Source organism: Leptospira ilyithenensis (assembly GCF_004771005.1).
GTDB classification, from domain to species: domain Bacteria; phylum Spirochaetota; class Leptospiria; order Leptospirales; family Leptospiraceae; genus Leptospira_A; species Leptospira_A ilyithenensis.
Map to the genome: position 1 here is coordinate 1 of NZ_RQHV01000043.1, position 23,617 is coordinate 23,617.

Consider the following 23,617-nt stretch of genomic DNA (forward strand, 5'->3'; position numbering starts at 1 on the left):
GGCAGAAAGTTTCTTCTCTACTTTAAAAAGAGAATTTACAAATCATCGAAGATTCAAAAATCTTGATGAAGCCAGATCAGATATTTTCTATTATATTGAAATCTTTATAATAGAAAAAGGTTACATTCGGCTATCGATTACAAAACTCTTGTTATGTTCGAACTGGAGTTGGCTGCCTAAGCAGGTGTCCACAATATCGGTGGAGGGTATACGAACGTCGGATAACACACAAAACATGCGGGATAAACGAAACAATAATGAATGTTCAAAAGCGTGCATTCTTAAAGATTGTAATAATCCGATCAAAAGATAAAGTATACTACCTACTCTAATATTTAATCGAAAATCTATCAATTTCAATGCATAAATACATTTTTAGTTTAATCGCAATAGGTTTGACGGTATTTGCCTTCTTCCCCTATATCCGTTCCATTTTGAAAGGAAAGATAAAACCCCATGTTTTTTCTTGGATCATTTGGGGGATGACTACATTCATAGCTTTTTTAGCACAATTAAAAGATAATGGAGGCGCGGGAGCTTGGCCTATTGGAATTTCGGGATTAATTACAATTTACGTTGCTGTGATTGCTTTTATCAACAAGTCGGATAACTCAATTACCAAGATGGATTGGCTTTTTTTTATATTAGCAATTTCTTCCATACCTTTTTGGTATTTGACATCGGATCCTTTGATTGCCATTTTAATATTAACCATTACCGACTTGCTCGGGTTCGGACCCACTATTAAGAAGAGTTACTATTTTCCTTTTGAAGAAAAAATATCGTTCTTTCTTCTTTTTCTAGTTAGAAATATTATTTCAATCTTCGCATTAGAGCACTATTCATTAACAACCGTTTTGTTCCCTGGGTTTATCGCGTTCGCTTGTTTTTCGTTAATACTTCTGTTGTTGATTCGAAGAAAGATATTAAATACCGACGAAAGTTGACACTGCGAATCTTATTGGCAGCCTATCCGATGTTGGATATATATTCTATTTCATCAAAACCAGCGTTTTAAATTTCAAATATCCAACCCGATAAAATCACGAATTTGCCTAGCATTCGCGCGAGCTTTTTCAATCGTTTCTCCTTTGGCAAGAGCCACACCCATTCTACGTTTTCCTTGAATCTCCGGCTTTCCGAACAATCGAATGTCGGCATTCTTTACTGATAATGCTTTCTCCATTCCTTTAAAACCGGGAGAAGAAATATTTCCTTCGAATAAAATGGCCGCTGAAGCCGCAGGAGTATAATATTCCAATTCAGGGATAGGTAAACCGAGCAAGGCACGGACATGAAGTGAGAACTCGGAATAATTTTGGCTGATCAAAGTGACAAGACCGGTATCATGCGGCCTCGGAGAAACTTCACTGAAATAAACTTCATCTCCTTTGATAAATAACTCCACTCCGAAAATCCCATAACCGCCCAAACCGGTTGTTACTTTTTCCGCAATCCGCTTAGCAGACATTAGTGCCAAATCGGACATACATTGAGGCATCCAGGATTCCACGTAATCTCCGTGAACTTGTTTATGCCCGATCGGTTCTAGAAAATCGGTTCCGCCTATATGACGTATGGTGAGTAAAGTGATTTCAAAATCGAAGGAAATGAACTCTTCTATGATCATTCGCCCTTTTCCCGATCTTCCGCCGGTTTGGCCGTATTCCCAGGCATCCGGAATGTCTTTCTCTTCCCGGATGAGGCTTTGTCCCTTTCCGGAAGAACTCATGATAGGCTTTACCACACAAGGCAATCCGATTTCCTTAATAAAGTTTTGAAATTCAGACGGATTATCCGCAAAACGATAGTTAGATGTTTTTAATCCGAGTTCGACACTTGCAAAATTCCGAATCCCTTCCCGATTCATAGTTAGATTCACTGCCTTGGCACTGGGAACAATTTTAAAACCGTCGACCTCCAATTTTTCCAATGTTTTGGTATGAATGGCTTCAATTTCAGGAACGATAAAATCCGGTTTGATCTCACGAAGTGTGGACTCCAAAACGATCGGATCCAACATATCAATGACTCTGAATTCATGCGCGACTTGCATTGCGGGGGCGTTGGGATATCGATCAATCGCTATGACATGGATTCCGAATCGCTGTGCTTCGATAGCGACTTCTTTACCGAGTTCCCCCGAGCCGAGTAAAACAAGTTTTGTAGAGGAAGAAGAAAAAGGAGTTCCGATTTTTTGCATGACCCCGCCAGAGAAACATCCAATCCCTCAGTGACAAGTGAAATTGCGAATTTATGCTTCCTATTCTGCCTGTTTTTCGGAAAGCTTTAAAATTTCCGCAATCTCAAGCTTAACATTCATTATCTTTCGATTCACGGTATTCATGGAAATATAAGTCAATTCCCCGGAACAAATCAATCGGTCTTCTTTATAAATACCTATACTCCAAAAGATCTTCGGTCCTTTGTATTCTCCTCCGATGTACAAATCCAATTCATCATCGAATTTTGCAGATGATTTGTAATCAAGAAGAGATCGGATGACATGAAAGTCGTTAGAATACTTTTCTACAAAATGATGGTATGAAATTCCTTTGGATCGGAAATATTCCGTAATCAGGACATCAATATAATTCAGATAATTTGCATTGAATACAATCCCTTGGGAATCAACTTCCGAATAACGAACTCTCAGCGAATATTTGAATTTAAATTTTGTTTTGTCAATCTTGTCTTTCATCAAAGACATTTCCTCCGGAATCTAAAATCGATCCATATCTTTTAATCGTTCCAGTTTCCTTAAAACCGAATTCGCTGCATGATAGCCGCACATCCCATGAACGCCTCCTCCGGGAGGAGTGGATGCAGAACAGATAAAAATATGCGGATTCGGCGTACTGTAAGGATTCCATCTTGCAACCGGACGAAGAAATGCCTGAGGAATGTCGGCAACGCCTCCTGTAATCGCACCTCCCGCATAATTATAATTATACGTTTCAAAATCTTTTGTATTCATTTTATGGCGGAATAAAATCCGATCCTTAAACCCGGGGGCAAACCGTTCAACTTGATCTTCAATCGTATTTGTCAAATCAAGGGTTGAACCGAAAGGAACATGGCAATAGGCATAACCGGTATGTTTCCCTTGAGGTGCGCGGGTGGGATCAAACTGACTTTGCTGAACGAGAAGTACATATGGTTTTTCAGGATGTATTCCCCGCCAAACAGACGCTTCACCAAAAACGATTTCCTCCAAGGTTCCACCCAAATGAACAGTAGATGCCAATAAACAATTCCGGTCTTTCCAAGGGATAGGACCGTCTAACGCCCAATCCAGTTTAAATACTCCAGGTCCGTACCGATACGACTTCAATCGTTTCGTATATCCGCCGGGCAATACCGAACCCGCAATATTTGCCAATTGAACCGGATCCGTGTCAAACATTATGACCTTGGTTTTGGGTAGTTGGCGTAAACTGCCTACATAAAAATCAGTTTTGAATTCGACTCCCAAGGTTTTCAAATAGGCGACTAATGATGTGGCGATTCCTTCGGAACCTCCCTTCACCACAGGCCAAGATTTCATATGCCCCGTAATAGCAAATAACAGTCCTAAGGCGGCAGTAAGAAAACTGTCCAAAGGAAGAATGGAATGAGCAGCAAGTCCCGCAAACAAAGCCTTTGCCCGCTCTCCTTCAAAACGACTCATAGCAAGTCCTTTTGCGGAACGGATCCCCAAAAGTCCGAATCGTAAAAGAGATAGCGGATGTTTTGGAATCCCCAGAGGGGCCAGCGCGTCCGCAAGCAAACCTTCCGGATGATTCAAAAATGGCCGAATGAGTTTTATATACGAATTCTCATCCTTTCCCAAACCTTCCGCTGTTTCTTTCAAGGAAGGATAAAGCATTACCGCAGGCTCGCCATCTAATGGGTGTGCTACGGATGCCGTGGGTTCGATCCAATGCAGGCCATGTTTCTCCAAAGGAAGTGTTTTCAAATACGGAGATAAAATCCCCATGGGATGAGCTCCGGAACAAATATCATGCCGAAAACCCGGAAGGGTCAACTCACCCGTTCTCATTCCACCACCTAACCTATCTTTTACTTCCAAAATCAATACGGAATAACCCGCATTGGCAAAAACGGAAGCGGCAGCCAAACCGTTGGGGCCGGAACCTACGATACAAACATCATACCGGTCTTTGGCAAAGTTCATGATGAAAACAATCTCAATGAGCCGGCCAAGCCTGAAGTTTCCTTAGCTCCCGAACATCTACCGTTCCCGAAGACAGCAGTCCTTTTTTAGCGTCATAAATCCGATACTCTTGTGTGGATTTTCCGATTGGCTGTGCCTCCAAAAAGATACATCGAAGCTCTCCTTCTTCAAAATTGCATTGCGCCTGAACCAAACGTAATAGTTGTTCGTTGTGAAGATGACCTTCTCCGAAATTCCAACCTAACACAAGCCCCGCCACGAGTTCGCCTTCCATCCATTCGTAATCTTCGGAGCGATCTACCGCCTTGGGAACCAGTTGTTGGAATGCCCTTCCATGCAAGTGCATCAATCGAAATGCCATAACCTTGCTTAAAAGTCCGACGGAGGCATTTCTTGGATAGAAACGATCCAATTGTTTATAAATCCCGGCGGATGTTTTTTTCAACTGATCCAGTTTGTTTGCGCTATCTCCTTTGAAGAGCCAAGCACCGCATGCCCAGTTCCCCGCATAATACCGCATAGCGAGCAAAAACGAAACCCATTCCGGTTTTATATTTCCCAAAAGCGGAAGAACAAAACTAGTAAGGATGATAAACGCCAGAATAGGATAGGAATCTACCGCAAAAGGAATCACATGGGAATTCATACCAAACAGAAAAAAACCCGCATAAACTACAAGAAAATTCCATTCGATAGGAACACCCATAGGTACATTGCTTGTGATATAACTATGAAGTAAAACCATCAATACCAAGCCGAATACAACCACATCATACGAACCGAGAATACAACCTAACAAAAGTACAATCGGAGTTCCCATCTCCAAGGCAATCCCCATTCTTGCTTTGAGAATGGCAATCGAGGAAGGATTCAAATCCTCCGGATAATTGCGGTACATTGCTTTCCTATACCAGCTGAAAGGAGTGAACGGACTATTACTCGCCATCACACATACAACATAAGGGAAATGGTGGTTGAGTTTGGAGAAGCCGGCAAAAAACCAAAGTGCAATTTGCACGGCCATGGCACCGGCAATCCAATTTCCGGCAAAAGCAAACACTACTACAGTCACCCAATAGTGTTCAGCCCGTGCTGCGAGAAATACCGTCTTGTCCAAAACGCCTAATATCGGTAATATGACTATGATAGGAAGATATTCGTTCAATCCGGGATTCGGATGAACCAAAGCCAGATATAAAAATACCAGGAGAGCCAAATACAGACCTACTTCCAAAATACTCCGGGTTCTGTTTCCTATGATCGGAGCTCCATCAAATAATGGAAGTTTGGTGGTTCCGGGGTAAAGAAAATATAAAAAACCACCGATCGGCGGAAAGTATCTTCCTGTAAGAGGCCCGCTTCCGCAGCCTAACCCCAATACTTCGAAACACAAACTCCATACGATCGCCTTTTGGAATGCAATGGGATTCCACCACCATGAGATGGAGTCCCAGGCTCCAAGACCGGGAGTGAAAGAACAGAAGAAGCCCCAGGCCCAAATATAAAAAACAAGTTTCAATGCATACACAATGTACGCACCCAAAGGCGAACCATACCCTTGCACAGCCCATGCCTGGCAGGCGAGCTTTGCTCTTTGGTTGAAGGATTTTTTAGCCCATTCCAAGGCATCGTAAGGTGGAGGAGTCGGAAAAAGAAACATGGGAAACCTGCCTTCTAGGTCAATTCATTCGAAAGGAGACTACACAGGTCCGTTTTCAATTCAATCATTTTATAATGTTTATTTTTTTCTTCTTAAAAATTTCAAGCCGGACCATACTTCGGATACTGCGCATACCTTTACATCCACAACCCCCAAAGACAAACCGATCTCTCTTACTGTATTTTCGTTGATATCCGTGAGAACTTTCGAAGAACCTTTGGGCCAGGAAATCCAAATCATTCCCTTCTCGGCCAAATGGGAAACCAGTTCGGGGAATCTTTTCTCCAACTCTTTTTTCTCTTTGGTGAAAAGATGCAAATAGTCAAGAGGTCCCTTTAATGTTTTGGAAACCTTCACTTCGGACAAATAAGCGGAAAGATCGGATTCCACATCATTCGGCAAAGAATGAAAAAAAATATTCATGCCTTCCTTAATTCCCAGTTTGTCCCCCAAAGTCTTTCCCGAATAACCGGCTGTCATTTTTTCTTGCCCGACCTTTTCAATTCCTTTTCCATATAACTAATGTAAGCTTTTATTGTTGCGGTGTGACCGAAAATATATTTGGAAACAAACCGGAAAACAGGAGAAAATACTCTTCCGTTTTCCGTAATCGTAAGTTCCGTTCCATCGGGAACGATTTTTAGTTCAAACGTCCAGGAACCGCCGAAAGGTTTGTCCTCATCCATAATTTTGGATTCAATAAGACGGTTCTTTTCATCACGGACGAAAGAATAGGTCATAACATTTTTATGAGAGTCAGTTTCCTTCCAAGAAATAGAATCCACCGGTTGAATCAGTTTGAGATCGGGACGCCACAAAGGATAATCTTGGAAACTTTTGATCTTTCTGTAAATGATTTCCGGAGAAGAAGGAAATACCCGAGAGAGGCTCACAGTATGAGCCACAGGAAGAAATCTCCCGATCAGGTAAATGATAAAACCGATAACAACCAGGAAAACAAATATGTATATTAAAATATTATAAATCATAAATTACTATATCCCGGGTTGGACAACCCTCAAAGAAAGAACGTCTTGAGATAAAATCTAGTTCCTACCAAAACCGAAGTCAATTTATTTATTCATAGAAATCGGTTTTATGAATTAACATAAACTATATGACAGTTCTTAAAAGAAATTGTTCCGGCTTCTAATTCCTTTTATACCGGATTTTACAAAAAACCCAATGAAAGCCGGCAAAAACCGAAATAGGTTTTGGCGCTGAAAAATGAATTGCCCCGGTTTTTCCGACAGCAGATTTCAAATTTAAGACTAGCCATAACCGATACTTTGTTCGTCTAATCCATACTATGGGTCAAAGAAAAATTTTATACAAAACAAGTGGTATTGAAGCAACCGATGGAGCGGGAGTCAAATTACGCAGGATGCTTGGGACGGAAGAACTTCCCAACCTTGACCCCTTTCTTATGTTAGATACATTTAAAAGCGATAGTCCTGACGATTATTTGGCGGGGTTTCCAAACCACCCTCATCGGGGATTTGAAACAGTCACCTATCTTCTGGATGGAGTGATGGAGCATAATGACTCCAAAGGCAACAAAGGAGTTTTGGAAAAAGGCGGAGTGCAATGGATGACCGCAGGACGCGGGATTGTTCATAGTGAAATGCCCAAACAAGAAAATGGAATGTTACGCGGCTATCAGCTTTGGCTCAACCTTCCTTCCCAGTTGAAAATGATTGAACCAGGTTATTTTGATGTTTCCAGAAAAGACTGGGCGAGGCTGGAGCAGGAAGGCGGACATGCGGACATTCTGTCCGGAGAAATCTCAGGAATAAAAGGACCAGCCCAGTCAAAAACGCCGATCCTCTACATTCATTGGTTCCTAAAGCCTAACGGTAGTTTGCAGATCCCGGTCGCTATAGATTGGAACGGTTTCATCCATGTATCGGAAGGTGATGTGGAAATCGGAGATACAAAACTTCCCAACGGTTATTTGGGGATCTTCGGCAATGGAGAAGAAATCACCATTAAAAATCCGGAAAAACAAACCGCCGACGGAATTCTTGTGATCGGCCAACCGATCGGAGAGCCGATTGCACAGTACGGGCCTTTTGTGATGAATACCAAAGAAGAAATCATGCAAGCATTTACAGATTTCCAATCGGGAAATTTCGGCCGTTGACAGAAGTATTTTTCGAAAATGAAGTTCCGATCTCCGAACGATTCGGAGACGTATATTTTTCCAAACAAGGCGGAACGGAAGAGTCCGCCTATGTTTTTTTTGAAGGAAATCGGATTCAGAAAAAGTGGAAAGAAACGAACTCAACGGATAACTCTAGTTTTACGATTGGAGAACTCGGGTTTGGAACAGGGCTCAATTACTTCATCAGTTTGGAAAACTGGAAGAAAGAAACGTGCCCTCCGAATGTGTCTTTTTACAGTTTGGAAAAATTCCCACTTGAATCCTCCACTTTAAAGATTATGAAAAATCATTTTCCGGAAATTCCTACCTGGGAAATAGATTTACTGGATAGCTATGAAAAAGTTTTGAAAAATGACAAGGATACTTCCGGTTCTAACATTTGGACTTGGAGCGTATCGCACCCTTCTCATAAAACACGGTTTGATCTACATGTTTATTTCTCCGACGTACTTGCAACATTAGGCGATTGGAAAGAAACAATTGATGCCTGGTATTTGGACGGGTTCTCTCCTGCAAAAAATCCGGAGATGTGGACCGCGGAAGTATTCCAAAAGATAAGAAACCTGTCCAGAGAAGGGACGAGCTTCGCTACGTTTACCGCAGCAGGTTTTGTCCGACGCAATCTGGAGTCAGTCGGATTTCAGGTAAAAAAACAAACAGGCTTCGGTCGCAAACGGGAAATGTTAGTTGGTGGAATCTGACAAACCCCAAACCTACGAAGCGGTGATCATCGGAGGAGGTGTCGCCGGTGCCTCGGTAGCTTATGCCCTTTCCAAAAGAAAAATCAAAACTCTCCTATTGGAAAAAAAACAAAATCTTTCCGAAGGAGCCAGTGGAAATCCAAGCGGTTTAATTTATCCGCTTCTCACCAAACATAAAACATCCGAAAGTATCTTCTCATTATCCGCATTCCGTTTTTTAAATGAGGAATGGGAAAAAATAGAAAACATTGCAACTTCCGAGAGATCCGGTTTCTATAAAAACGGAATTTGTTTTTTAACGGATTCCGAATCGGACAAAGACAGATACTTTCACTCTTTGGATTCTCACGGATTGGGAAAAGAAGAAACATTTATCAAAAACGATATTTCCTTTCTTCCCGGAAAAGAAGCACTCTATTTTCCAAAAGGAAAAACGATTTCCCCTCCTCTCTATGTTTCCCTACTTTGTAAATTGTCATCTCCTCACCTAACAATTCATACATATGAAAACTTTTTGGAATGGGAAGACAAGTCCCCCCTGCAAGTCAATACGGACAAGCGAGCCTACCAAACAGACAAACTCTTTTTATGTCTGGCCAATGAAGTCCTGGAAATGCCGAAAACAAAATGGCTTCCTATCAAAAAAGTTCGCGGTCAAATTGTACTTTTACCCAAATCGGAATTACTTTCCGAGATCACAAGCTCGATTCTCTTCGGACACTACTTAACGGAAGATATCGGATTCGGCTCCGTGCTCGGAGCAAGTTTCGATGAGTTTAAATACGAAGAAACTACCCGTATCTATGAAACAATAGAATTACTGGAATCCGCAAAAAGAAGTTTGCCCGTTTTAAAAACCTACTGGGAAGGTTTGGAAAAATCACCCGAAGTTCTCAGAACAAGAGTTAGTTGCAGATCCCAAACCCAAGACAGAAGACCTCTTCTTGGAAGACTTCCTAATTCGGAACAATTCAAAATAGACAACCCTTACAAAAAGGGAGAGTCTCATATCCGCAAACCTCCGGTAATCAGTTATTACAAAGATGTTTCCATCTTAGGAGGACTCGGTTCCAGAGGACTCAATCATTCCCTATTCGGCGCGGAAATTGTCGTCCGGGAATCGTTGGGAGAAGATCTTCCTATCGAGCAGGAACTGTTTGAAGATTTCAAACCGGAAAGGTTTTTGATTCGTAATTGGAAACGAGGGACTCCAATCGAAGATTGAACGCATCCGTTCCTTCTATCCTTATCTCCAAACCGATCAAAACAGGATAGATCTTTAAGTTTTCCAATTCGGATAAGAATTTGGGAAACTCTTTCCACTTCACCCAATCCTTTTCCGTTGTCACCAAACCGGTATTTTTCGGAAGCTCGGACAAAATAGAAAGCAACTCATCTTCTTTATAATGATGATGATCCGGGAAAACATGGAGTTCAATGTCTTTTGTCTTTAAACATTCTTTCGCAGTCTTCAAAACAAATTGAGGGTTCCCCACTCCTGTCACCAATCTGTATTTTTTTTTAAGATTGGAACCGAAAATCAAACTTCCCAGGAACCTGGAATAAAAAACGGAAAGTCGGGGAAATTTCTTCGAATAAGTGTCACCTAACTTCTTTACTAGATTTGCAGTTTCGTCGGTAATTTTTGTAAATAGAAGCAAATCCGCTCGTTTTAAAGAAGTGTCCCTTTCCCGTAAAGTTCCCAGAGGAATCGTCCATCCGTTTCCCAAGGGACGGTTTGCGTCCATAAGAACAATATCGAGATCTCTTTGAATTTTATGGTGTTGGAAACCGTCATCCAAAATGACTATATGTTTTTTTCCGAGAACCGAATTGTGTTTTTGAAAACTTCCGAATCTATCTCTGCCTATAATGACTTGTACGTCCGGAAAACTTTCTTTGTGTAACTTTGGTTCATCGCCTACTTCTCCGGGAATGGAATGAAGTTCCACTTTAGCGCCTTGTTTGCTTAAAGTAGCGCCATACCCACGGGAAAGTATGGTGATCGCATAATCTTTGTGATGCTTTTGAATGTAACCGATTAAATACTGAACGAAGGGAGTTTTGCCTGTTCCCCCTACAGTGAGATTGCCGACGCTGACGACCAGAACCTCGCCTAGTTTTAAGGATTCCGTTCTGCTACGATCGAGATAAAATAAAAATTGGTATAAGAGAGAAAGAGGGCTGAAAATCCACAATAGACTTCGAAGTAGAATGAAAAAAAACGTTCCCAACGAAGCCCGCTTTCAGCTGTGTCGTTTCTCTAATTCTTTAGCGATAACGTCAAGACTGAGTCCTTTTTCAACAAGAAGTACTTCGATATGAAAAATCAAGTCCGCCACTTCGTGGATCAGTTCCTTTTCATTTGTATTCTTTGCAGCGATGATCACTTCACCTGCTTCTTCCCCGATTTTTTTTAAGATGCGATCAATTCCGTCCCGAAATAACTCGGCTGTATAAGATTTTTCAGGAAGGTCGTTTTTGCGCTTTTGTAATACTTCTTCTAATTTTCTTAAAAATTCCATAATGATTGTCTTTCCTACCAGGGAATCTTTACTCCAAATTTCGAAAAAGCGAAAATTACCGATTGAGAAGAATTCACGCCCCGTCTAAACTAAAAAAACAATGTTTGTCCATCTTCGCCAAGCTTCCATTTTATTATTTCTATTTGTTTTGCCTCTCCATTCGGAAACAATCTGGGAGACGTCCATAGGAAAAGGTCTTTCCAAAGCAAAATCGCAGAATAAGCCAATACTCATCGATTTATATGCGGATTGGTGTGCGTATTGCAAGGTTTTGGAAAAGGAAATTTTCCCGGACGAACAAGTCTCCAAAGTCTTGGAAAGCTTCGTAACGATTCGGTTAAACGGAGAAGAATTTCCAAACCTTATACAGAAGTACGGAATCGAAGGTTACCCCACCATTTTATACATAGACAAAGATGCCAATTTCCATACAAAACTGACGGGACTTTCTTCAAAAGAAACAGTGTTGCATGTTTCCAAAAAAGTTTTAGCAAATCCTGATATCGAATCCAATCTTAAAAATGAATTAAAGAAAAATCCGGATGATAATGATCTGCATTTCCGGTTGGGCAGTTTTTACTATCAAACGGAAAAACACGAACTTGCAAAAATTCATTTCACAAAGATTTTAGATTCAAAATCCGAGAACAATAAAAAGCTACAAGAGGATTCTCACTTCAATTTAGGTTTGATCTACACTCGGGAAAAAAACTGGAACGAAGCCATAAAATCCTGGAAATCTTTTTTGAAAGAATTTCCAAAATCAAATCATTCTCTGGATTCGGAATTGTATTACGGTTTGTGTTTGAAAGAAGTAGGAGAAAGGAAACTCGCAAAAAAAATACTTACAGGGCTAAGGCCCCGCCTAACAGATCCTAAAGATGCAGAAACCGTAGACGAAACCTTAGAGTCGATCAGAAAAGGATTCTAACGATTTCCTATGGAATAATAGTTAAATCCCAGTTCCTTCATTTGATTCGGTTTGTATTGGTTTCTACCGTCAAAAATCAAAGGCGAAGAAAGAAGGGATTTGATTTTGCCGAAATCCGGCTCTCTAAATTCCCTCCACTCCGTTAGAAGCAGCATCGCATCTGCACCTTGTAATGCGGAATAAGGATCGTTCTTGTATTCGACTTTACCGTCAAAGTAATACTTGGATGTTTCTTTTGCCGCAGGATCGAACACCTGAATTTTCGCTCCGTTTTTGTGAAGTTCGAAAATCAAAGGAATCGAAGGAGCTTCCCGCATATCATCCGTTCCGGGCTTGAAAGAAAGTCCCCAGATTCCGAAAGTTTTACCTTTCATATCGGTTGTTTTAAAATGTTCGAAGATTTTATCAGTAAGGCGTGTTTTTTGTTTTTCATTTACGTCTTCCACGGATTGGATGATGTGCATGGAAGATTTGTATTCTTCCGCAGTGCGAAGGAGAGCTCTTACATCTTTTGGAAAACAGGATCCGCCGTAACCGATACCCGCATACAAAAACTGTCTTCCGATACGGGAGTCTGTTCCCATACCTTTTCTCACATCTTCGAAATTGGCACCGACCGCATCACAAAGGTTAGCAATTTCATTTACGAAGGAAATCTTTGTAGCAAGGAATGCATTGCACGCGTATTTAGTCAACTCTGCGGAACGAACTCCCATCACTAAAATCGGATTTCCGTTCAATACAAACGGAGAATAGAGTTCGCTCATTTTTTTGGAAGCGATGGCGGAATCGGCACCGATCACAACTCTTTCAGGACGCATAAAATCATCTATCGCCGCGCCTTCTTTTAAAAATTCAGGATTGGAAACCACGTCGAACGGATGAGTTGTATTTTTTGCAACGATGGCTTTCACTTGGTCGGCGGTTCCCACGGGAACCGTGGATTTATCCACAATGATTTTATATCCGTTCATTGCCTTGCCGACTTCTTCCGCGACCCCGAATACAAAACGGAGATCCGCCGAACCATTGTCAGACGTAGGAGTTCCCACTGCGATAAAAACAAATTCGGAAGTTTGTACTCCGTCTTTGAGAGAAGTGGTGAATTTCAATCTCCCTTCCGCAAAATTTCTTGCTACAAGTTCGGAGAGACCGGGTTCGTAAATAGGTATGATCCCTTTTTCTAAGTCTTGAATTTTTTTCTCATCTTTGTCTACACAGATGACATCATTTCCGTATTCCGCAAAACAGGTTCCTGCAACCAGGCCAACATAGCCCGTTCCAACTACACAAACTTTCATATTGTCTCCAGAATTTTGAAACCTGAGGGTTAGGAAACTGTTTTTCGAAGCAGATTTGCCTGAATTGGGCGAAGAACTTTAGTCGAATTTCACTTGAACCGGCAGATAAGCAAGTCCCACCGATTTGGGAACACCTACCCGTTCCACTTCGAATGTATGAAGGGATTCACCCCAGAAATAACTTCCTTCTATATGATTCTCGCCCCTGTGCAGAGAAACTCCCAGAGAATATTTGCCTTCTGCAAAATTAACTGGAAAATCAAAACTGATCTTTTTTTTCTGACCGGAGCCTATGTTCCCCGGATTTTTGCCTAAATGGAAAGTATTGGTTCCAAACACCCGGACTCCCTTTTCATCATCTATATGAAATCCGACGGTCAAATCGTCTAACTTTTGCTTGGTTGCAAATTCGATGCAGAGGGAAATTTCCGATCCCACAAACAAAAGATCGGGAGATCTGTTATTCTCCTTGGAAAAATATATTTCCAAATTTTCCAGATAATCCCCGAACGAATGAGAATCCTTTTTTAAAAAATCGGGATTTTCGGGATCGGCGAGTAGTAACATATAGTTTTCGACCGCTTTTTTCGGCTCTCCGTCAAACAGAAGTTTGCCTCTTTCCAAAAGCAATACCCGATTGCAGAAATGAGAGACCAAACTCAGATCATGGCTTACCAAAATCACAATCGAACCTAGACTCAGGAAATCCCTGAACCGCCTAATACACTTTTGTTGGAAACTTGCGTCCCCGACAGCCAAGGCTTCGTCTACAATCAGAATATCGGGACGTTTTGCAGTAGCAAGACTGAACCCGAGCCGCATCCCCATCCCGGAACTGTAATTTTTCAAAGGAACTTTTCTGAATTCGCTGAGGCCCGCAAATTCAAAAACGGAATTCATTATCTCCTGGATCTCATTCGGTTTATATCCCCAAACAAGTCCGTTATAATATACATTTTCTTCTCCGGAAAGTTCGGGGTTGAAACCTACACTGAGCTCCAGTAATGCCCGGATAGAACCGCTGACTTCCATATTTCCACTTTCAGCCCGTATAACACCAGATAGTATTTTCAGTAAAGTAGATTTTCCGGCACCGTTCCTACCGATAATTCCGATCGCATCCCCCGGATTTGCTGATAAATGGATACCTTTTAATGCCTGAAACTTTGTGTCGATTCCCAGATAACCGAAACTAAGCCCGGCCAAGATTCGGTTCTTCGGAGAAGAAAAACCCAAATACTCCTTGGAAAGTTCCGAGATCCGAATGAAGCCCATTTTTAAAGATGATCCAAAACAATGGAATGGAATTTTCTTTTGGCCAAAAGATAAACCAAAAAGAAAGAAAAAATAAAAGGAAAGATACCATACCAATCAAACTGGGGAGAATAGCCGACGAGCACTACGGTTCTGAATATATCCAAAGGAATGGTGAGAGGATTGAGAGCGTTGATATGATGCAAAAAACCAGTAGGATAGTATAAAACGGGAATGCCCCAGAACAGTATCTGACTCACCAAACGAATCAAAGGCGAAATATCCTTCAATAACACGTTCAATCTGGACAAATAGTGGAGCAAAAGCAACAGATAAAATCCCACAAATACAAGGCAGATCCAACCGCCAAATGCGCCTAAGATGGTTATCTTGCCATAAAAGAACAACAGAATATAAACAGGAAGGGATGTTACGGAAAGATGAATCACATATTGTACAAACGGAATCCAAATAAACAAATCAATTCCAAGAGACGATCTTTTGAGTAAGGAACGATTGTCCGTAAGAATCCCTGTGCCCCTAACCAAAAACTCCTGCAAAGGAATCCAAAAAAGAAGACCTGTAAGCAAGTAAGCAGTAAAATCGTCCTGGGTGTTCGGCGTCTTTAAATTCAAAACCAAGAACACGACGGAATACATGGAAATCAAAACCAAGTTTTGGAGAAACATCCAAGAAATCCCCAAAAAGGAACCCGCATATTGCAAAGCGTAGTCCCGTCTTACCAGTGCCCAAAGGATAAAGATTTTCTCCATACTACTATTTTCGGAAAACGGGGGCCCGGTTCTGGAATGGGAAAGGAAACTAATCCAAGTAAGGAAGATTTTTAGATAAAGGGAAAATAGAGATCAGGGAGAAGGAAATTCTTTTCCGCGTTCTGGCGTTTCACGCGGGGGCCTTGCGCGGGGTTTGTGTTTTGGATCGCTGGAAAAGTATAAGAAACTGCCCCCTTGGCTCTTTAGAGCCTAGGAAGGAATAGAAACCTTGGCATTATTAGAGGCCAAGGTCAAATCAAAGCTTGCGGAGGTTCTTTTGGCCTAGATCAGAGAGTTTAGGGGATACCCACTCTCCTTTCTGAACCACTTCCCCTTGGAAAGCTTCTAGCAGATATTCTTCGAAAGATTTTCCACCAGAATTGTTTGCGAACCCTTTTTTAGGTCCTTTTCCTGGAAGTCCACCTTCTTTGCGGTTATAAGCGGGTTGATGAATGGATCTAACGATCATATTGTTTTCCTCCGCGTCTGTATCTTAGACGACATAAAACTTAAAAAAACTACCAATAATATACTATACGCTTGTTTACACTACTTAACGGATGAGAAGCTAAGTCAATGTTTTTTTGCATTTTTTATCGGTTTCTGCATCTAATTTACCAAATACCTGGGACAAAATACCTTCTAGTGATTCTTTTTCTTAAAAAAAAATAGATTTTGTCGCCTTTTTATCTACAAATCAAGACTTTTTAGGGCCGTTTATCAATTTATTTCTCCTTATTCTGTGTGAAATGGGGAAAATTCAGGAGAACTGCCAGTATCTTAGCACTTTTTTATCTATTTTTTTTCGGAAAAAATTTATTTCCTGAAACAAAAGAACCTGTTTTGACCACCCAAACCTGGATGAAAGAAGGATTCTCCTTACGGGAATCCATACAATTGGCTTCCGAATTCCAAAAAGGAAAAGAAGAGTTCCGAAAATGGATTCAAAAAAGACAAAAGAAAGAACAAGGCAGAATACATATAATATTAAAAAAACATAATATTTTATTGTATGTGGAGCAGAGCGGCGGAAGGCCGCATAACAAAAAACAATCGAAAGAGAACTGGAAAAACACGGGAGCTTCCGAAATGCCTCCGCCCGAGAAGGACTATTTTTTCATTGGAGGGAGTTATCAAAATCTGGACACTCGTTTTCTACCGAAGTCGGAAAAGAATCATTCAGGATTTTATTTGGGTAAAAAAGGAGAAGATCATAAAATCATCCTGGAAAAAAGGGATGAAAATTTTTCGGGAAGTGTCAGCTATCAGTTTTCCTATCTTCAAACGCATTTGGGAAACAGATACAAGCCCATACCTCATTTCTATTTTGCAAAAGATCCTGATTTTTATTCCGCATTTGACAGAGCCGGTTCTCCTCTCACCCAACCCATACTCAATTCTTATTTTTTAGGAATCAATTCCAAGAAAAAGGAAACAGGTCATAAATTCGGTCTTTACCATTCCCAAACCGTTTCTCTTGAACCCGGGGTATATTACGCTTCACCTAATCAATCTTATTCATTGACTTGGGCACCCTACTCCCGAATAGGAAGTATCTATATCAATGATTCTTATAAAAATCTATTGGGTTGGGACAGCAGCCTTCAGGGAGAAGCAATGGGCAGGACGGATCAATTTTACGGATTTTTATACGCACGTTCTGAAAAAAAATCCTGGGACTTGGGAGCGGACGGCACTCTCTATCGGGATTATAACGGAGCACTTTCCCTGCCGATGCAAAACATGGTGGACCAAACAGGAGTTAGACAGGACTTGCAATTCGGACGACTGCGATGGAAAAAATTTTTTGTTTTGGAGGGATTGCAGTCCAAAGAAGGACTTCGTTATGAATCAGGCTTTGGTGGACACGTTCCCTTGTTATTCGGAGATTGGGGAGCCGTTGTATTTCGGTATAGAGACTATACGGAAGAAGGATTCAACAAATTCCATGCGGCCGGAAGAGGATTATTTTATGAATTCAGAAAAGACAAAAATACAATCAGCATCGGAGGGGAGGTCAGAGCGGGGAAACAGCAATTGGAAACAAAACTTTCTTTTCCTTTGCAACAAGGATATTTATTGGAAATCAGCGGGATCTACAGAGACAAAAAAATGGAGATGCGCTCCTGGTTCGAAAACTGGAGTTATGCGGCGGATTATAATGTAAATCTAATGGAAAGAAACGAACTTTGGAAATTAAAACTGGTCGGACCGGAGTTCTCTTTAAACCTAAGTCTATCCCAAAAAACAGAGACAGTTACCTATATTTATTATGCAAACCTTCAATTTTTATTAAGGTTTTAATAAACGATCAGTTCGTAGATGACCCAGCCCTCAAACGACCTTACATAAAAAAATTCGTAGTTTTTATTGTCTTTTTTGAATTTATAAACATAACCGGAGACACTTCCCTGAACCCTCAATTGAGAATCCAATAGATGGGAATCGTTCAAAGCTCCGATTTCATCCAATAAGAAATCGATTTCTTTCTGTTTGTAAAAGCTATAGAACGATTTTTCAACCGGGTATTCTTTTTTGGAAAGAACAAACAAAGGATCGTAAAAAGTCAAATCCGCTAAGGAGAAATAATCTTTCCCCCGGGCCGACTCTAGGAACAAATTGTAATCGGGATAGTCTTCCAATATTTCCGAGTCGGATTGTTTGTATTCTATTTTGATACTGGATAATTTGTTTTTCACAAACTCCAAGCTAAAATTCGATTTTTGATTATAAGACAGATATAATGTATCGGGAATTTCCGCTTTGGTAATCTCATCAGTCGCATTTCGTCTTATATCCGGCGCACCGAAGTACCGCATACATTCTGTTATGTCCTGACCCAATTGGATTCCATTCAAATGGTATTCGGCAGGAACACCTGAACCGGAAATTTGAATCGCCCAAACGATATCCTGACGGATATGATTTGCCTCGAATACCAGATTGTATTGATTCATCTGATAAATATAAGCAATATAGCCGTTAGGAAATTTATGAATCTTGGTAGGCTCTCCCAATTCGTTTTTAATATTTTTAATATTCTGGCCTATCTTAAAACCGTGCAAAACAAAATGACTGGGAGCAATGTTTGATTTGGGTTTGTCAATCTGAGGCTTTGGCTTGGCGGCGGCACATTCCAAAAGCAGAAAAGCAAGGAATAATAGAACAAAACTTTTTCTTAACATGTTTAACTTTACCTGGTCAATACAACAGTTCGTCCGAAAAAATTTCCTCATACTTTGTAAGTTTGAAAATAGGAATCGTATGAATGTCCGCAAATTCCTCTTTATTCGCGGGAAGAATTTTCTTCTCGTGAAATGCTTTTCTTTTTCCCCGCGCATCAAATCCGAAATAATAATAACCCATCCAAACTCCCGTTACACGGTAAGGGTTTCCGGGAAAAAGGTCCTTTACGAACTCTTCTCCGTCTAAATCGAATTTATTCCTTCTGTATTGATAATGAATTTCGTGTCCGTTCCAATCGTAAAAGACGACAAAATCCCCTTCTTTTCCTTTATAGTATAACTTCCATTCTGCGGGAAACCGACTTGTTTTTACCCATTCTTCTTTTGCCTGAAGGATTCTTTTTTCGGAAAGTGAAATAGAACCGGAATATTTTCCCTCTTCAGTAGAAAGAGGGAAAACAAATACAATTAAAAGTATAAATCCGAAAATCCGATTCATCTATTTCTCATTCAAAGGATCTTTTTCCTGGGCTTCATTGGGATCGGGCGCAAGCTCTTCTTTGATTTCTTTTCCCTGAATTTGATCGATCGCTTTTTTTGCCGCTTTCTGTACTTTCGGGCTCGGGTCCCGGTCTTTTTTGTATTCCAATAATTCCAAAGCAGCAGGGTCTTTCATATTTCCCATATGTTCGATCGCACGAAGGCGAACCATCGCATCATCATCCCGGGCGAATTCATTCAATTCCTGGAAGATTTCCTTATCTCCCATTACAACCAATGCACCGATCGTATAAATCTTCAACGATTGTGCTTTTTTGGCATCCAGTTTTCCTGCTGTTTTTTTGAGAGAGTCCAATAATTCGAATAATTTCGGTTTGGCGGATGCGGATTTCAATTTTCCCAGAGAGTTGATCGCATAACAACGGAGAGTGATCGGTTGGGATTCGTCAAATGCCGCTTCCTGCAGTATCGAATCCGCGTTCGTATTTCCGACAGTTCCGAAATAAAGTGCGATCTGCGCCCTCATATCGGGATGATTGAATTTTTCCTTGAACTTGGTTTCCAAAAATCCTGATGCATCTTTCCCGCCGGGAAGCTCGGCAAGAGCGTTGATATAAAGAGTGGTAGCGTTTGAATTTTTAGCAAAGTCTTCTTTTTTCAATTTTTCTATCAGAGGAGAAACAGCTTCGGTTAACTTCAATTTTTTGGCAGTGGAGACAGCCTGTTTGGATACGTCTTCATTCGGATCTTCAAACAGAGAGATGATTGTGGCTTTGTTTTCCGAAAGACCAAGCTCAGAAACGGTGCGAAGCATTACCACCTTCATACCCAAATCCTTTTCCACTTTCAACATTTCGGCCAATTGAATATGCAATTCTTTGGAGTGTTCTTTCGGAAATTTCAAAAGTTCGAATAACGCCTGTTTTCTTTCCTGGGAGGTTCCGTATTTCAATACCTTCGAAAGTACATCCTTTTTTTTATCCAGTTGTTCTTTGGTGAGTTCCTTCTTAGCCGGGTTGGCAGGAATAGTCGCAGAAGAAGTTGTTGAAACGTTAGTCGTCGCAGTTGTAGCAGGTGTTTCAGTGACGGAAGGTTTTATATCCAAGGCCGATTTTTTCGAATCGTTCCCATCTGTTTTACTAGATTTGACATCAGTCTTTACCGGAATGATTTCTTCTTTTTTCGAGACCGGTTGTTCTTTGGAAGCCTGTTTCGAAACAATCGGTTCCGAAATGGTCTGACTCGAAGTGGTTTTGTTAGCCGATTGAACTTCTTTCCCGGACTCTTTTTTAACCGACTTTTTTTTGCCAGGTTTTGCGGAAAGCCATGAAAAGGAAACCGTGATTAAAAGAAGTACAATTGCATTAATTGTTTGTCCCTTCCAATTCCATAATGCGGCGGTTGAGAGCTTGGATAAGATGCTGGTTTTCCAGATTTTGTCTGAATTTTTCGAGAAGGTCTTGTATGTCCCTGGACAATTCCTCGATGTTCCATGGTTTTTCCACATACCGACTGAGTCCCCCGTGATTGATGGCATAGATCGCAGAATCCAAACCAGCTTGACCGGTAAGAAGAATCTTGATGGCATCGGGAAGTTTTTGATGCACCTGCTCTAAAAACTTGTCCCCTTTCATCCCTGGCATCACCTGATCGGAAACAATGAGTTCCACGATGTCGTTTCCCGACTGAATTTCATCAATCAAAGAGAGTGCTTCTTCCGCACTGCTTGCCGTTTCAATCGAATGGGAATGCCCAAAACGAGAAGCAAGTTGTTCTGCCAAAGTTTCTAATACCGATACTTCATCATCGACACAAATGATATAACCTTTACTCATTATGGTAACCCTAAGCGATATTGAACCGGTTTCATAAGCTGTCGACCCTCTTTTTAACCCAATTGGTAGCTGGTTTGCGGAGGAACTGTAGACAAAAGTGGAACCTTCCAAATATCTTTTGCGTATTCCCGAATGGTTCTATCTGACGAAAACTTGCCGGCGCGTGCAACGTTGAGGATCGCCTTTTTGGTCCATTCTTCCGCGTTTCGAAAATCCTCGGCTACTTTTTTTTGCATTTCATCATACGCTTTAAAATCAGCCATCAAAAGATAGGTATCCGTATAAAATAGACTATCGTGAATCGGCATAAAGATACCTAATTCGTTCTGAGAGAAAAAATTTTCTCGAATCATTCTAAGGATACGGCCCATCTCTTCATTTTTTTCGATCCAATCCCTGGGATCGTATCCGGATTGTTTGGTGGCAAAAACTTCTTCCGTTTTCAATCCGAAGATATAAATGTTTTCTCTTCCCACTTCTTCCAACATTTCCACATTGGCACCGTCCAAAGTTCCGATGGTAAGTGCTCCGTTTAACATAAACTTCATGTTGCTTGTGCCGGATGCTTCCGTTCCCGCAGTTGAAATCTGTTCCGAAAGATTGGTTCCGGGAATGATTTTTTCCGCCAAGGAAACACGGTAATTCGGCAAAAAAATAACCTTTAGGCGATCAGCAACATCCTTATCGTGATTTACAATAGAAGCCACATTATTGATCAATTTGATGATGAGTTTCGCCATATAATATCCCGGCGCCGCCTTTCCTCCGAAAATCACCGTACGGGGAGTGATTGTGATATTCGGATTTTCCTTGATCCGCCTGTAAAGAGCGATGACCCGCAAAATATTCAGAAGTTGTCTTTTGTATTCGTGAAATCGTTTCACCTGTACATCAATCATGGAGTCGGGATCGATTACGATCCCGGTATCTCCTTTGATGAGTTTGGCGAGGTTTTCTTTGTTCACCTGTTTCACTTTTGCCCAGTCATTTCGAAACTCAGCATCTCCTATGTGATTTTCCAAATCTCTTAATTTTTCAAGATCGGTAGCAAATGACGGTCCGATTTTTTTGGCGATCAAAGCCGTCAAACTGGGATTAGACTGGATTAACCAGCGTCTGGGTGTGATACCGTTTGTTTTGTTATTGAACTTGTCCGGGAAAATTTTATAGAAAGATTTAAAAATTGTTTTGATGATCAGGTCGGAATGCAATGCGGCAACACCGTTCACTTTGTTCGCACCGACCACTGCCAGATTCGCCATCCGAATCCGCTTCTCATTTCCTTCCTCAATGATACTGACCTCTTCGATCTCAGTCTCGTTCAGTTTCCCCGATTTACGCACATCTTCCAAAAATCTTTGATTGATCTCATAAATGATCTGCATATGTCTGGGAAGAAGGGTTTCGATAAGACTCACCTTCCAGGTTTCCAATGCCTCCGGCAAAACGGTATGGTTGGTATAAGAAAATATTTTTGTAGTCAGATCCCAGGCATCATCCCAATCCCAGTCTTCCTGGTCCATTAAGATCCGCATCAATTCCGAAATTCCGATACTGGGATGAGTATCGTTCAACTGGATTGCAATTTTATCAGACAAACGATCCAAACTAACATTTGCTTGTTTGTATTGTGCGATGATATCCTGAAGAGAAGCGCAAACCATAAAATACTGTTGTTTGAGACGAAGCATTTTTCCCTGTTCTGTAGTATCATTGGGATAGAGTACTTTGGAAATATTTTCCGAAATGGATTTGTCCTGAACAGCTTTCATATAATCGCCGTGGTTAAAATAATCCAAATTGAATTCTTCGGAAGACTTGGCTGTCCAAAGGCGAAGGTAATTCACCGTACTCGTGTTAAACCCTGGCACAGGGCAATCATGAGCGCTGGCAAGAACAGTTTCACCAGGGATCCATCGGTATTGCAATTTGCCTTTTCCAGTGATATGAGTTTCCGTATGGCCGTAAAATCCTACGGAAAAAGTGATATCGGGACGAACCACTTCATATGGAACTCCGTCCGCGTCCCAATGATCCGGCATTTCCAGCTGGGATCCGTTAACAATAATTTGGTTGAAAATCCCGTAATCGTATCTGATCCCGTAACCGAAACCGGGGATATTCAAAGTCGCCATCGAATCCAAAAAACAAGCGGCGAGCCTTCCCAAACCTCCGTTTCCGAGTCCGGCGTCCATTTCAAATTCCAAAATGGATTCCAAATCAAATCCGAAGCTACCTATCATCTGTTTGATGATGTCGTACAGTCCCAAATTGATAAGCGCATTCATCAAAGTACGACCCATAAGAAATTCGAGCGAAAAATAATATATTTTTTTGGGGTCTTCATTCAGATAACGTTCGTTAGTTACATTCAAACGATCGATTAAAAAATCTCTTACCGTATGGCCTAATGCTTTGTATATATCAGTATTTCCGAGTGTGTATTTGTTTTTGCCGATCGTATATTCCAGGTGGTGGGCAAATTGTTTTTCTAAAGAAATTAAGTCTGCTTTCTGTTCTTCGGAAAGTAATGTGATGAGGCGGTTATTTTCTACGATCATGGAGGAGAAGTCTAACCCCTCCCTGACCGCTTTCAAGTAAAAAGAAAGG

General features: G+C 41.1%; 23 protein-coding genes and 1 pseudogene. 6 read left to right on the top strand and 18 right to left on the bottom strand.

The window, feature by feature from the left end; translation table 11 throughout:
- A pseudogene (locus EHS11_RS20110) lies at positions 1-106 on the top strand (IS3 family transposase); the annotation flags it as partial.
- A gap of 465 nt (positions 107-571) precedes the next feature.
- Here EHS11_RS20110 and EHS11_RS20310 read toward each other — a convergent pair.
- From EHS11_RS20310 to EHS11_RS08560, 7 genes are all read right to left on the bottom strand, one after another.
- Positions 572-700, bottom strand: coding sequence for a hypothetical protein (locus tag EHS11_RS20310; RefSeq protein WP_281282564.1), 129 nt, complete (start codon positions 698-700; stop codon positions 572-574).
- A gap of 321 nt (positions 701-1,021) precedes the next feature.
- Positions 1,022-2,203 carry a formate-dependent phosphoribosylglycinamide formyltransferase gene (gene purT, locus EHS11_RS08535; protein ID WP_135763979.1) on the bottom strand — a complete coding sequence of 394 codons (1,182 nt, stop codon included), beginning with the start codon at positions 2,201-2,203 and terminating at the stop codon, positions 1,022-1,024.
- A 60-nt stretch (positions 2,204-2,263) separates the two neighbouring features.
- Entirely contained in the window at positions 2,264-2,701 is a 438-nt protein-coding gene (locus tag EHS11_RS08540) for an acyl-CoA thioesterase (protein ID WP_135763980.1), read from the bottom strand.
- Positions 2,702-2,722: 21 nt separating this feature from the next.
- The gene (locus EHS11_RS08545) at positions 2,723-4,177 is read right to left on the bottom strand and encodes a phytoene desaturase family protein (protein ID WP_135763981.1); all 1,455 of its coding nucleotides are present in this window, start codon (positions 4,175-4,177) and stop codon (positions 2,723-2,725) included.
- Between the two features lie 13 nt (positions 4,178-4,190).
- Positions 4,191-5,837 carry a DUF3556 domain-containing protein gene (locus EHS11_RS08550; RefSeq protein WP_135763982.1) on the bottom strand — a complete coding sequence of 549 codons (1,647 nt, stop codon included), beginning with the start codon at positions 5,835-5,837 and terminating at the stop codon, positions 4,191-4,193.
- A 78-nt stretch (positions 5,838-5,915) separates the two neighbouring features.
- Positions 5,916-6,317, bottom strand: a complete 402-nt coding sequence (locus tag EHS11_RS08555; RefSeq protein ID WP_135763983.1) for a DUF3052 family protein — start codon at positions 6,315-6,317, stop codon at positions 5,916-5,918.
- Entirely contained in the window at positions 6,314-6,826 is a 513-nt protein-coding gene (locus EHS11_RS08560; RefSeq protein WP_135763984.1) for an LIC10604 family protein, read from the bottom strand. The genes EHS11_RS08555 and EHS11_RS08560 overlap by 4 nt, the downstream gene beginning before the upstream one ends.
- A gap of 320 nt (positions 6,827-7,146) precedes the next feature.
- Here EHS11_RS08560 and EHS11_RS08565 point away from each other — a divergent pair, with 320 nt between their 5' ends.
- From EHS11_RS08565 to mnmC1, 3 genes are read left to right on the top strand one after another with little or no spacing between them, the layout of a single operon-like run.
- Entirely contained in the window at positions 7,147-7,980 is an 834-nt protein-coding gene (locus tag EHS11_RS08565; protein ID WP_135763985.1) for a pirin family protein, read from the top strand.
- On the top strand, positions 7,977-8,702 hold the full coding sequence (mnmC2, locus tag EHS11_RS08570) for a tRNA (5-methylaminomethyl-2-thiouridine)(34)-methyltransferase MnmC2 (RefSeq protein WP_246047712.1): 726 nt from the start codon (positions 7,977-7,979) through the stop codon (positions 8,700-8,702). The genes EHS11_RS08565 and mnmC2 overlap by 4 nt, the downstream gene beginning before the upstream one ends.
- Positions 8,692-9,927, top strand: coding sequence for an FAD-dependent 5-carboxymethylaminomethyl-2-thiouridine(34) oxidoreductase MnmC1 (gene mnmC1, locus EHS11_RS08575; protein ID WP_167884387.1), 1,236 nt, complete (start codon positions 8,692-8,694; stop codon positions 9,925-9,927). Before mnmC2 ends, mnmC1 begins: the two co-directional genes overlap by 11 nt.
- On the opposite strand, the gene lpxK is transcribed toward mnmC1, so the two are convergent.
- Together lpxK and hisE are read right to left on the bottom strand one after the other, a co-directional pair.
- Entirely contained in the window at positions 9,869-10,900 is a 1,032-nt protein-coding gene (gene lpxK / locus EHS11_RS08580; protein ID WP_135763988.1) for a tetraacyldisaccharide 4'-kinase, read from the bottom strand. The genes mnmC1 and lpxK overlap by 59 nt on opposite strands.
- 48 nt (positions 10,901-10,948) lie before the next feature.
- Complete coding sequence (hisE, locus tag EHS11_RS08585; protein ID WP_109020330.1) at positions 10,949-11,227, bottom strand: phosphoribosyl-ATP diphosphatase; 279 nt, start codon at positions 11,225-11,227, stop codon at positions 10,949-10,951.
- Positions 11,228-11,327: 100 nt separating this feature from the next.
- Between hisE and EHS11_RS08590 the strand changes: the two genes are divergently transcribed.
- Positions 11,328-12,158 (top strand): thioredoxin fold domain-containing protein, encoded by an 831-nt coding sequence (locus EHS11_RS08590; protein ID WP_135763989.1) that lies wholly within the window; start codon positions 11,328-11,330, stop codon positions 12,156-12,158.
- Here EHS11_RS08590 and EHS11_RS08595 read toward each other — a convergent pair.
- From EHS11_RS08595 to EHS11_RS08610, 4 genes are all read right to left on the bottom strand, one after another.
- A complete protein-coding gene (locus tag EHS11_RS08595) occupies positions 12,155-13,459 on the bottom strand; it encodes a UDP-glucose dehydrogenase family protein (RefSeq protein ID WP_135763990.1) in 1,305 nt (434 codons plus the stop codon). The two genes, EHS11_RS08590 and EHS11_RS08595, sit on opposite strands and share 4 nt — an antisense overlap.
- A 78-nt stretch (positions 13,460-13,537) precedes the next feature.
- Positions 13,538-14,734, bottom strand: a complete 1,197-nt coding sequence (locus tag EHS11_RS08600; RefSeq protein ID WP_135763991.1) for an ABC transporter ATP-binding protein — start codon at positions 14,732-14,734, stop codon at positions 13,538-13,540.
- A 2-nt stretch (positions 14,735-14,736) separates the two neighbouring features.
- On the bottom strand, positions 14,737-15,486 hold the full coding sequence (locus tag EHS11_RS08605) for an ABC transporter permease (protein ID WP_135763992.1): 750 nt from the start codon (positions 15,484-15,486) through the stop codon (positions 14,737-14,739).
- A 256-nt stretch (positions 15,487-15,742) separates the two neighbouring features.
- A complete protein-coding gene (locus EHS11_RS08610; protein WP_135763993.1) occupies positions 15,743-15,955 on the bottom strand; it encodes an LIC12298 family protein in 213 nt (70 codons plus the stop codon).
- Positions 15,956-16,230: 275 nt separating this feature from the next.
- Here EHS11_RS08610 and EHS11_RS08615 point away from each other — a divergent pair, with 275 nt between their 5' ends.
- Positions 16,231-17,790: a hypothetical protein gene (locus EHS11_RS08615; RefSeq protein ID WP_167884388.1), complete on the top strand. Its 1,560-nt coding sequence runs from the start codon at positions 16,231-16,233 to the stop codon at positions 17,788-17,790.
- On the opposite strand, the gene EHS11_RS08620 is transcribed toward EHS11_RS08615, so the two are convergent.
- The 5 genes from EHS11_RS08620 to EHS11_RS08640 all read right to left on the bottom strand — a co-directional run bounded on the left by EHS11_RS08620 (position 17,787) and on the right by EHS11_RS08640 (position 23,568).
- On the bottom strand, positions 17,787-18,671 hold the full coding sequence (locus EHS11_RS08620; RefSeq protein ID WP_167884389.1) for a DUF4309 domain-containing protein: 885 nt from the start codon (positions 18,669-18,671) through the stop codon (positions 17,787-17,789). The genes EHS11_RS08615 and EHS11_RS08620 overlap by 4 nt on opposite strands.
- Before the next feature lie 16 nt (positions 18,672-18,687).
- Entirely contained in the window at positions 18,688-19,170 is a 483-nt protein-coding gene (locus EHS11_RS08625) for an LIC_11959 family protein (protein WP_135763996.1), read from the bottom strand.
- Positions 19,171-20,025, bottom strand: a complete 855-nt coding sequence (locus EHS11_RS20380) for a HEAT repeat domain-containing protein (protein WP_342775440.1) — start codon at positions 20,023-20,025, stop codon at positions 19,171-19,173.
- Positions 20,026-20,536: 511 nt separating this feature from the next.
- Positions 20,537-21,007 (bottom strand): response regulator, encoded by a 471-nt coding sequence (locus EHS11_RS08635; protein ID WP_135763997.1) that lies wholly within the window; start codon positions 21,005-21,007, stop codon positions 20,537-20,539.
- A 53-nt stretch (positions 21,008-21,060) separates the two neighbouring features.
- Positions 21,061-23,568: a glycogen/starch/alpha-glucan phosphorylase gene (locus EHS11_RS08640; RefSeq protein WP_135763998.1), complete on the bottom strand. Its 2,508-nt coding sequence runs from the start codon at positions 23,566-23,568 to the stop codon at positions 21,061-21,063.
- Positions 23,569-23,617: the final 49 nt, after the last annotated feature.

Bases quoted from the DNA above. Each gene is read 5' to 3' on its own strand.
- EHS11_RS08595 (WP_135763990.1), bottom strand. From the start codon at position 13,459: ATGAAAGTTTGTGTAGTTGGAACGGGCTATGTTGGCCTGGTTGCAGGA.
- EHS11_RS08550 (WP_135763982.1), bottom strand. From the start codon at position 5,837: ATGTTTCTTTTTCCGACTCCTCCACCTTACGATGCCTTGGAATGGGCT.
- EHS11_RS08545 (WP_135763981.1), bottom strand. From the start codon at position 4,177: ATGAACTTTGCCAAAGACCGGTATGATGTTTGTATCGTAGGTTCCGGC.
- EHS11_RS08590 (WP_135763989.1), top strand. From the start codon at position 11,328: ATGTTTGTCCATCTTCGCCAAGCTTCCATTTTATTATTTCTATTTGTT.
- EHS11_RS08600 (WP_135763991.1), bottom strand. From the start codon at position 14,734: ATGGGCTTCATTCGGATCTCGGAACTTTCCAAGGAGTATTTGGGTTTT.
- EHS11_RS08540 (WP_135763980.1), bottom strand. From the start codon at position 2,701: ATGAAAGACAAGATTGACAAAACAAAATTTAAATTCAAATATTCGCTG.
- EHS11_RS08560 (WP_135763984.1), bottom strand. From the start codon at position 6,826: ATGATTTATAATATTTTAATATACATATTTGTTTTCCTGGTTGTTATC.
- EHS11_RS08635 (WP_135763997.1), bottom strand. From the start codon at position 21,007: ATGAGTAAAGGTTATATCATTTGTGTCGATGATGAAGTATCGGTATTA.
- purT (WP_135763979.1), bottom strand. From the start codon at position 2,203: ATGCAAAAAATCGGAACTCCTTTTTCTTCTTCCTCTACAAAACTTGTT.
- EHS11_RS08610 (WP_135763993.1), bottom strand. From the start codon at position 15,955: ATGATCGTTAGATCCATTCATCAACCCGCTTATAACCGCAAAGAAGGT.
- EHS11_RS20310 (WP_281282564.1), bottom strand. From the start codon at position 700: ATGGCAATCAAAGGATCCGATGTCAAATACCAAAAAGGTATGGAAGAA.
- EHS11_RS08555 (WP_135763983.1), bottom strand. From the start codon at position 6,317: ATGACAGCCGGTTATTCGGGAAAGACTTTGGGGGACAAACTGGGAATT.
- EHS11_RS08565 (WP_135763985.1), top strand. From the start codon at position 7,147: ATGGGTCAAAGAAAAATTTTATACAAAACAAGTGGTATTGAAGCAACC.
- EHS11_RS20380 (WP_342775440.1), bottom strand. From the start codon at position 20,025: ATGTTGAAAGTGGAAAAGGATTTGGGTATGAAGGTGGTAATGCTTCGC.
- hisE (WP_109020330.1), bottom strand. From the start codon at position 11,227: ATGGAATTTTTAAGAAAATTAGAAGAAGTATTACAAAAGCGCAAAAAC.
- EHS11_RS08640 (WP_135763998.1), bottom strand. From the start codon at position 23,568: ATGATCGTAGAAAATAACCGCCTCATCACATTACTTTCCGAAGAACAG.
- EHS11_RS08625 (WP_135763996.1), bottom strand. From the start codon at position 19,170: ATGAATCGGATTTTCGGATTTATACTTTTAATTGTATTTGTTTTCCCT.
- EHS11_RS08620 (WP_167884389.1), bottom strand. From the start codon at position 18,671: ATGTTAAGAAAAAGTTTTGTTCTATTATTCCTTGCTTTTCTGCTTTTG.
- EHS11_RS08605 (WP_135763992.1), bottom strand. From the start codon at position 15,486: ATGGAGAAAATCTTTATCCTTTGGGCACTGGTAAGACGGGACTACGCT.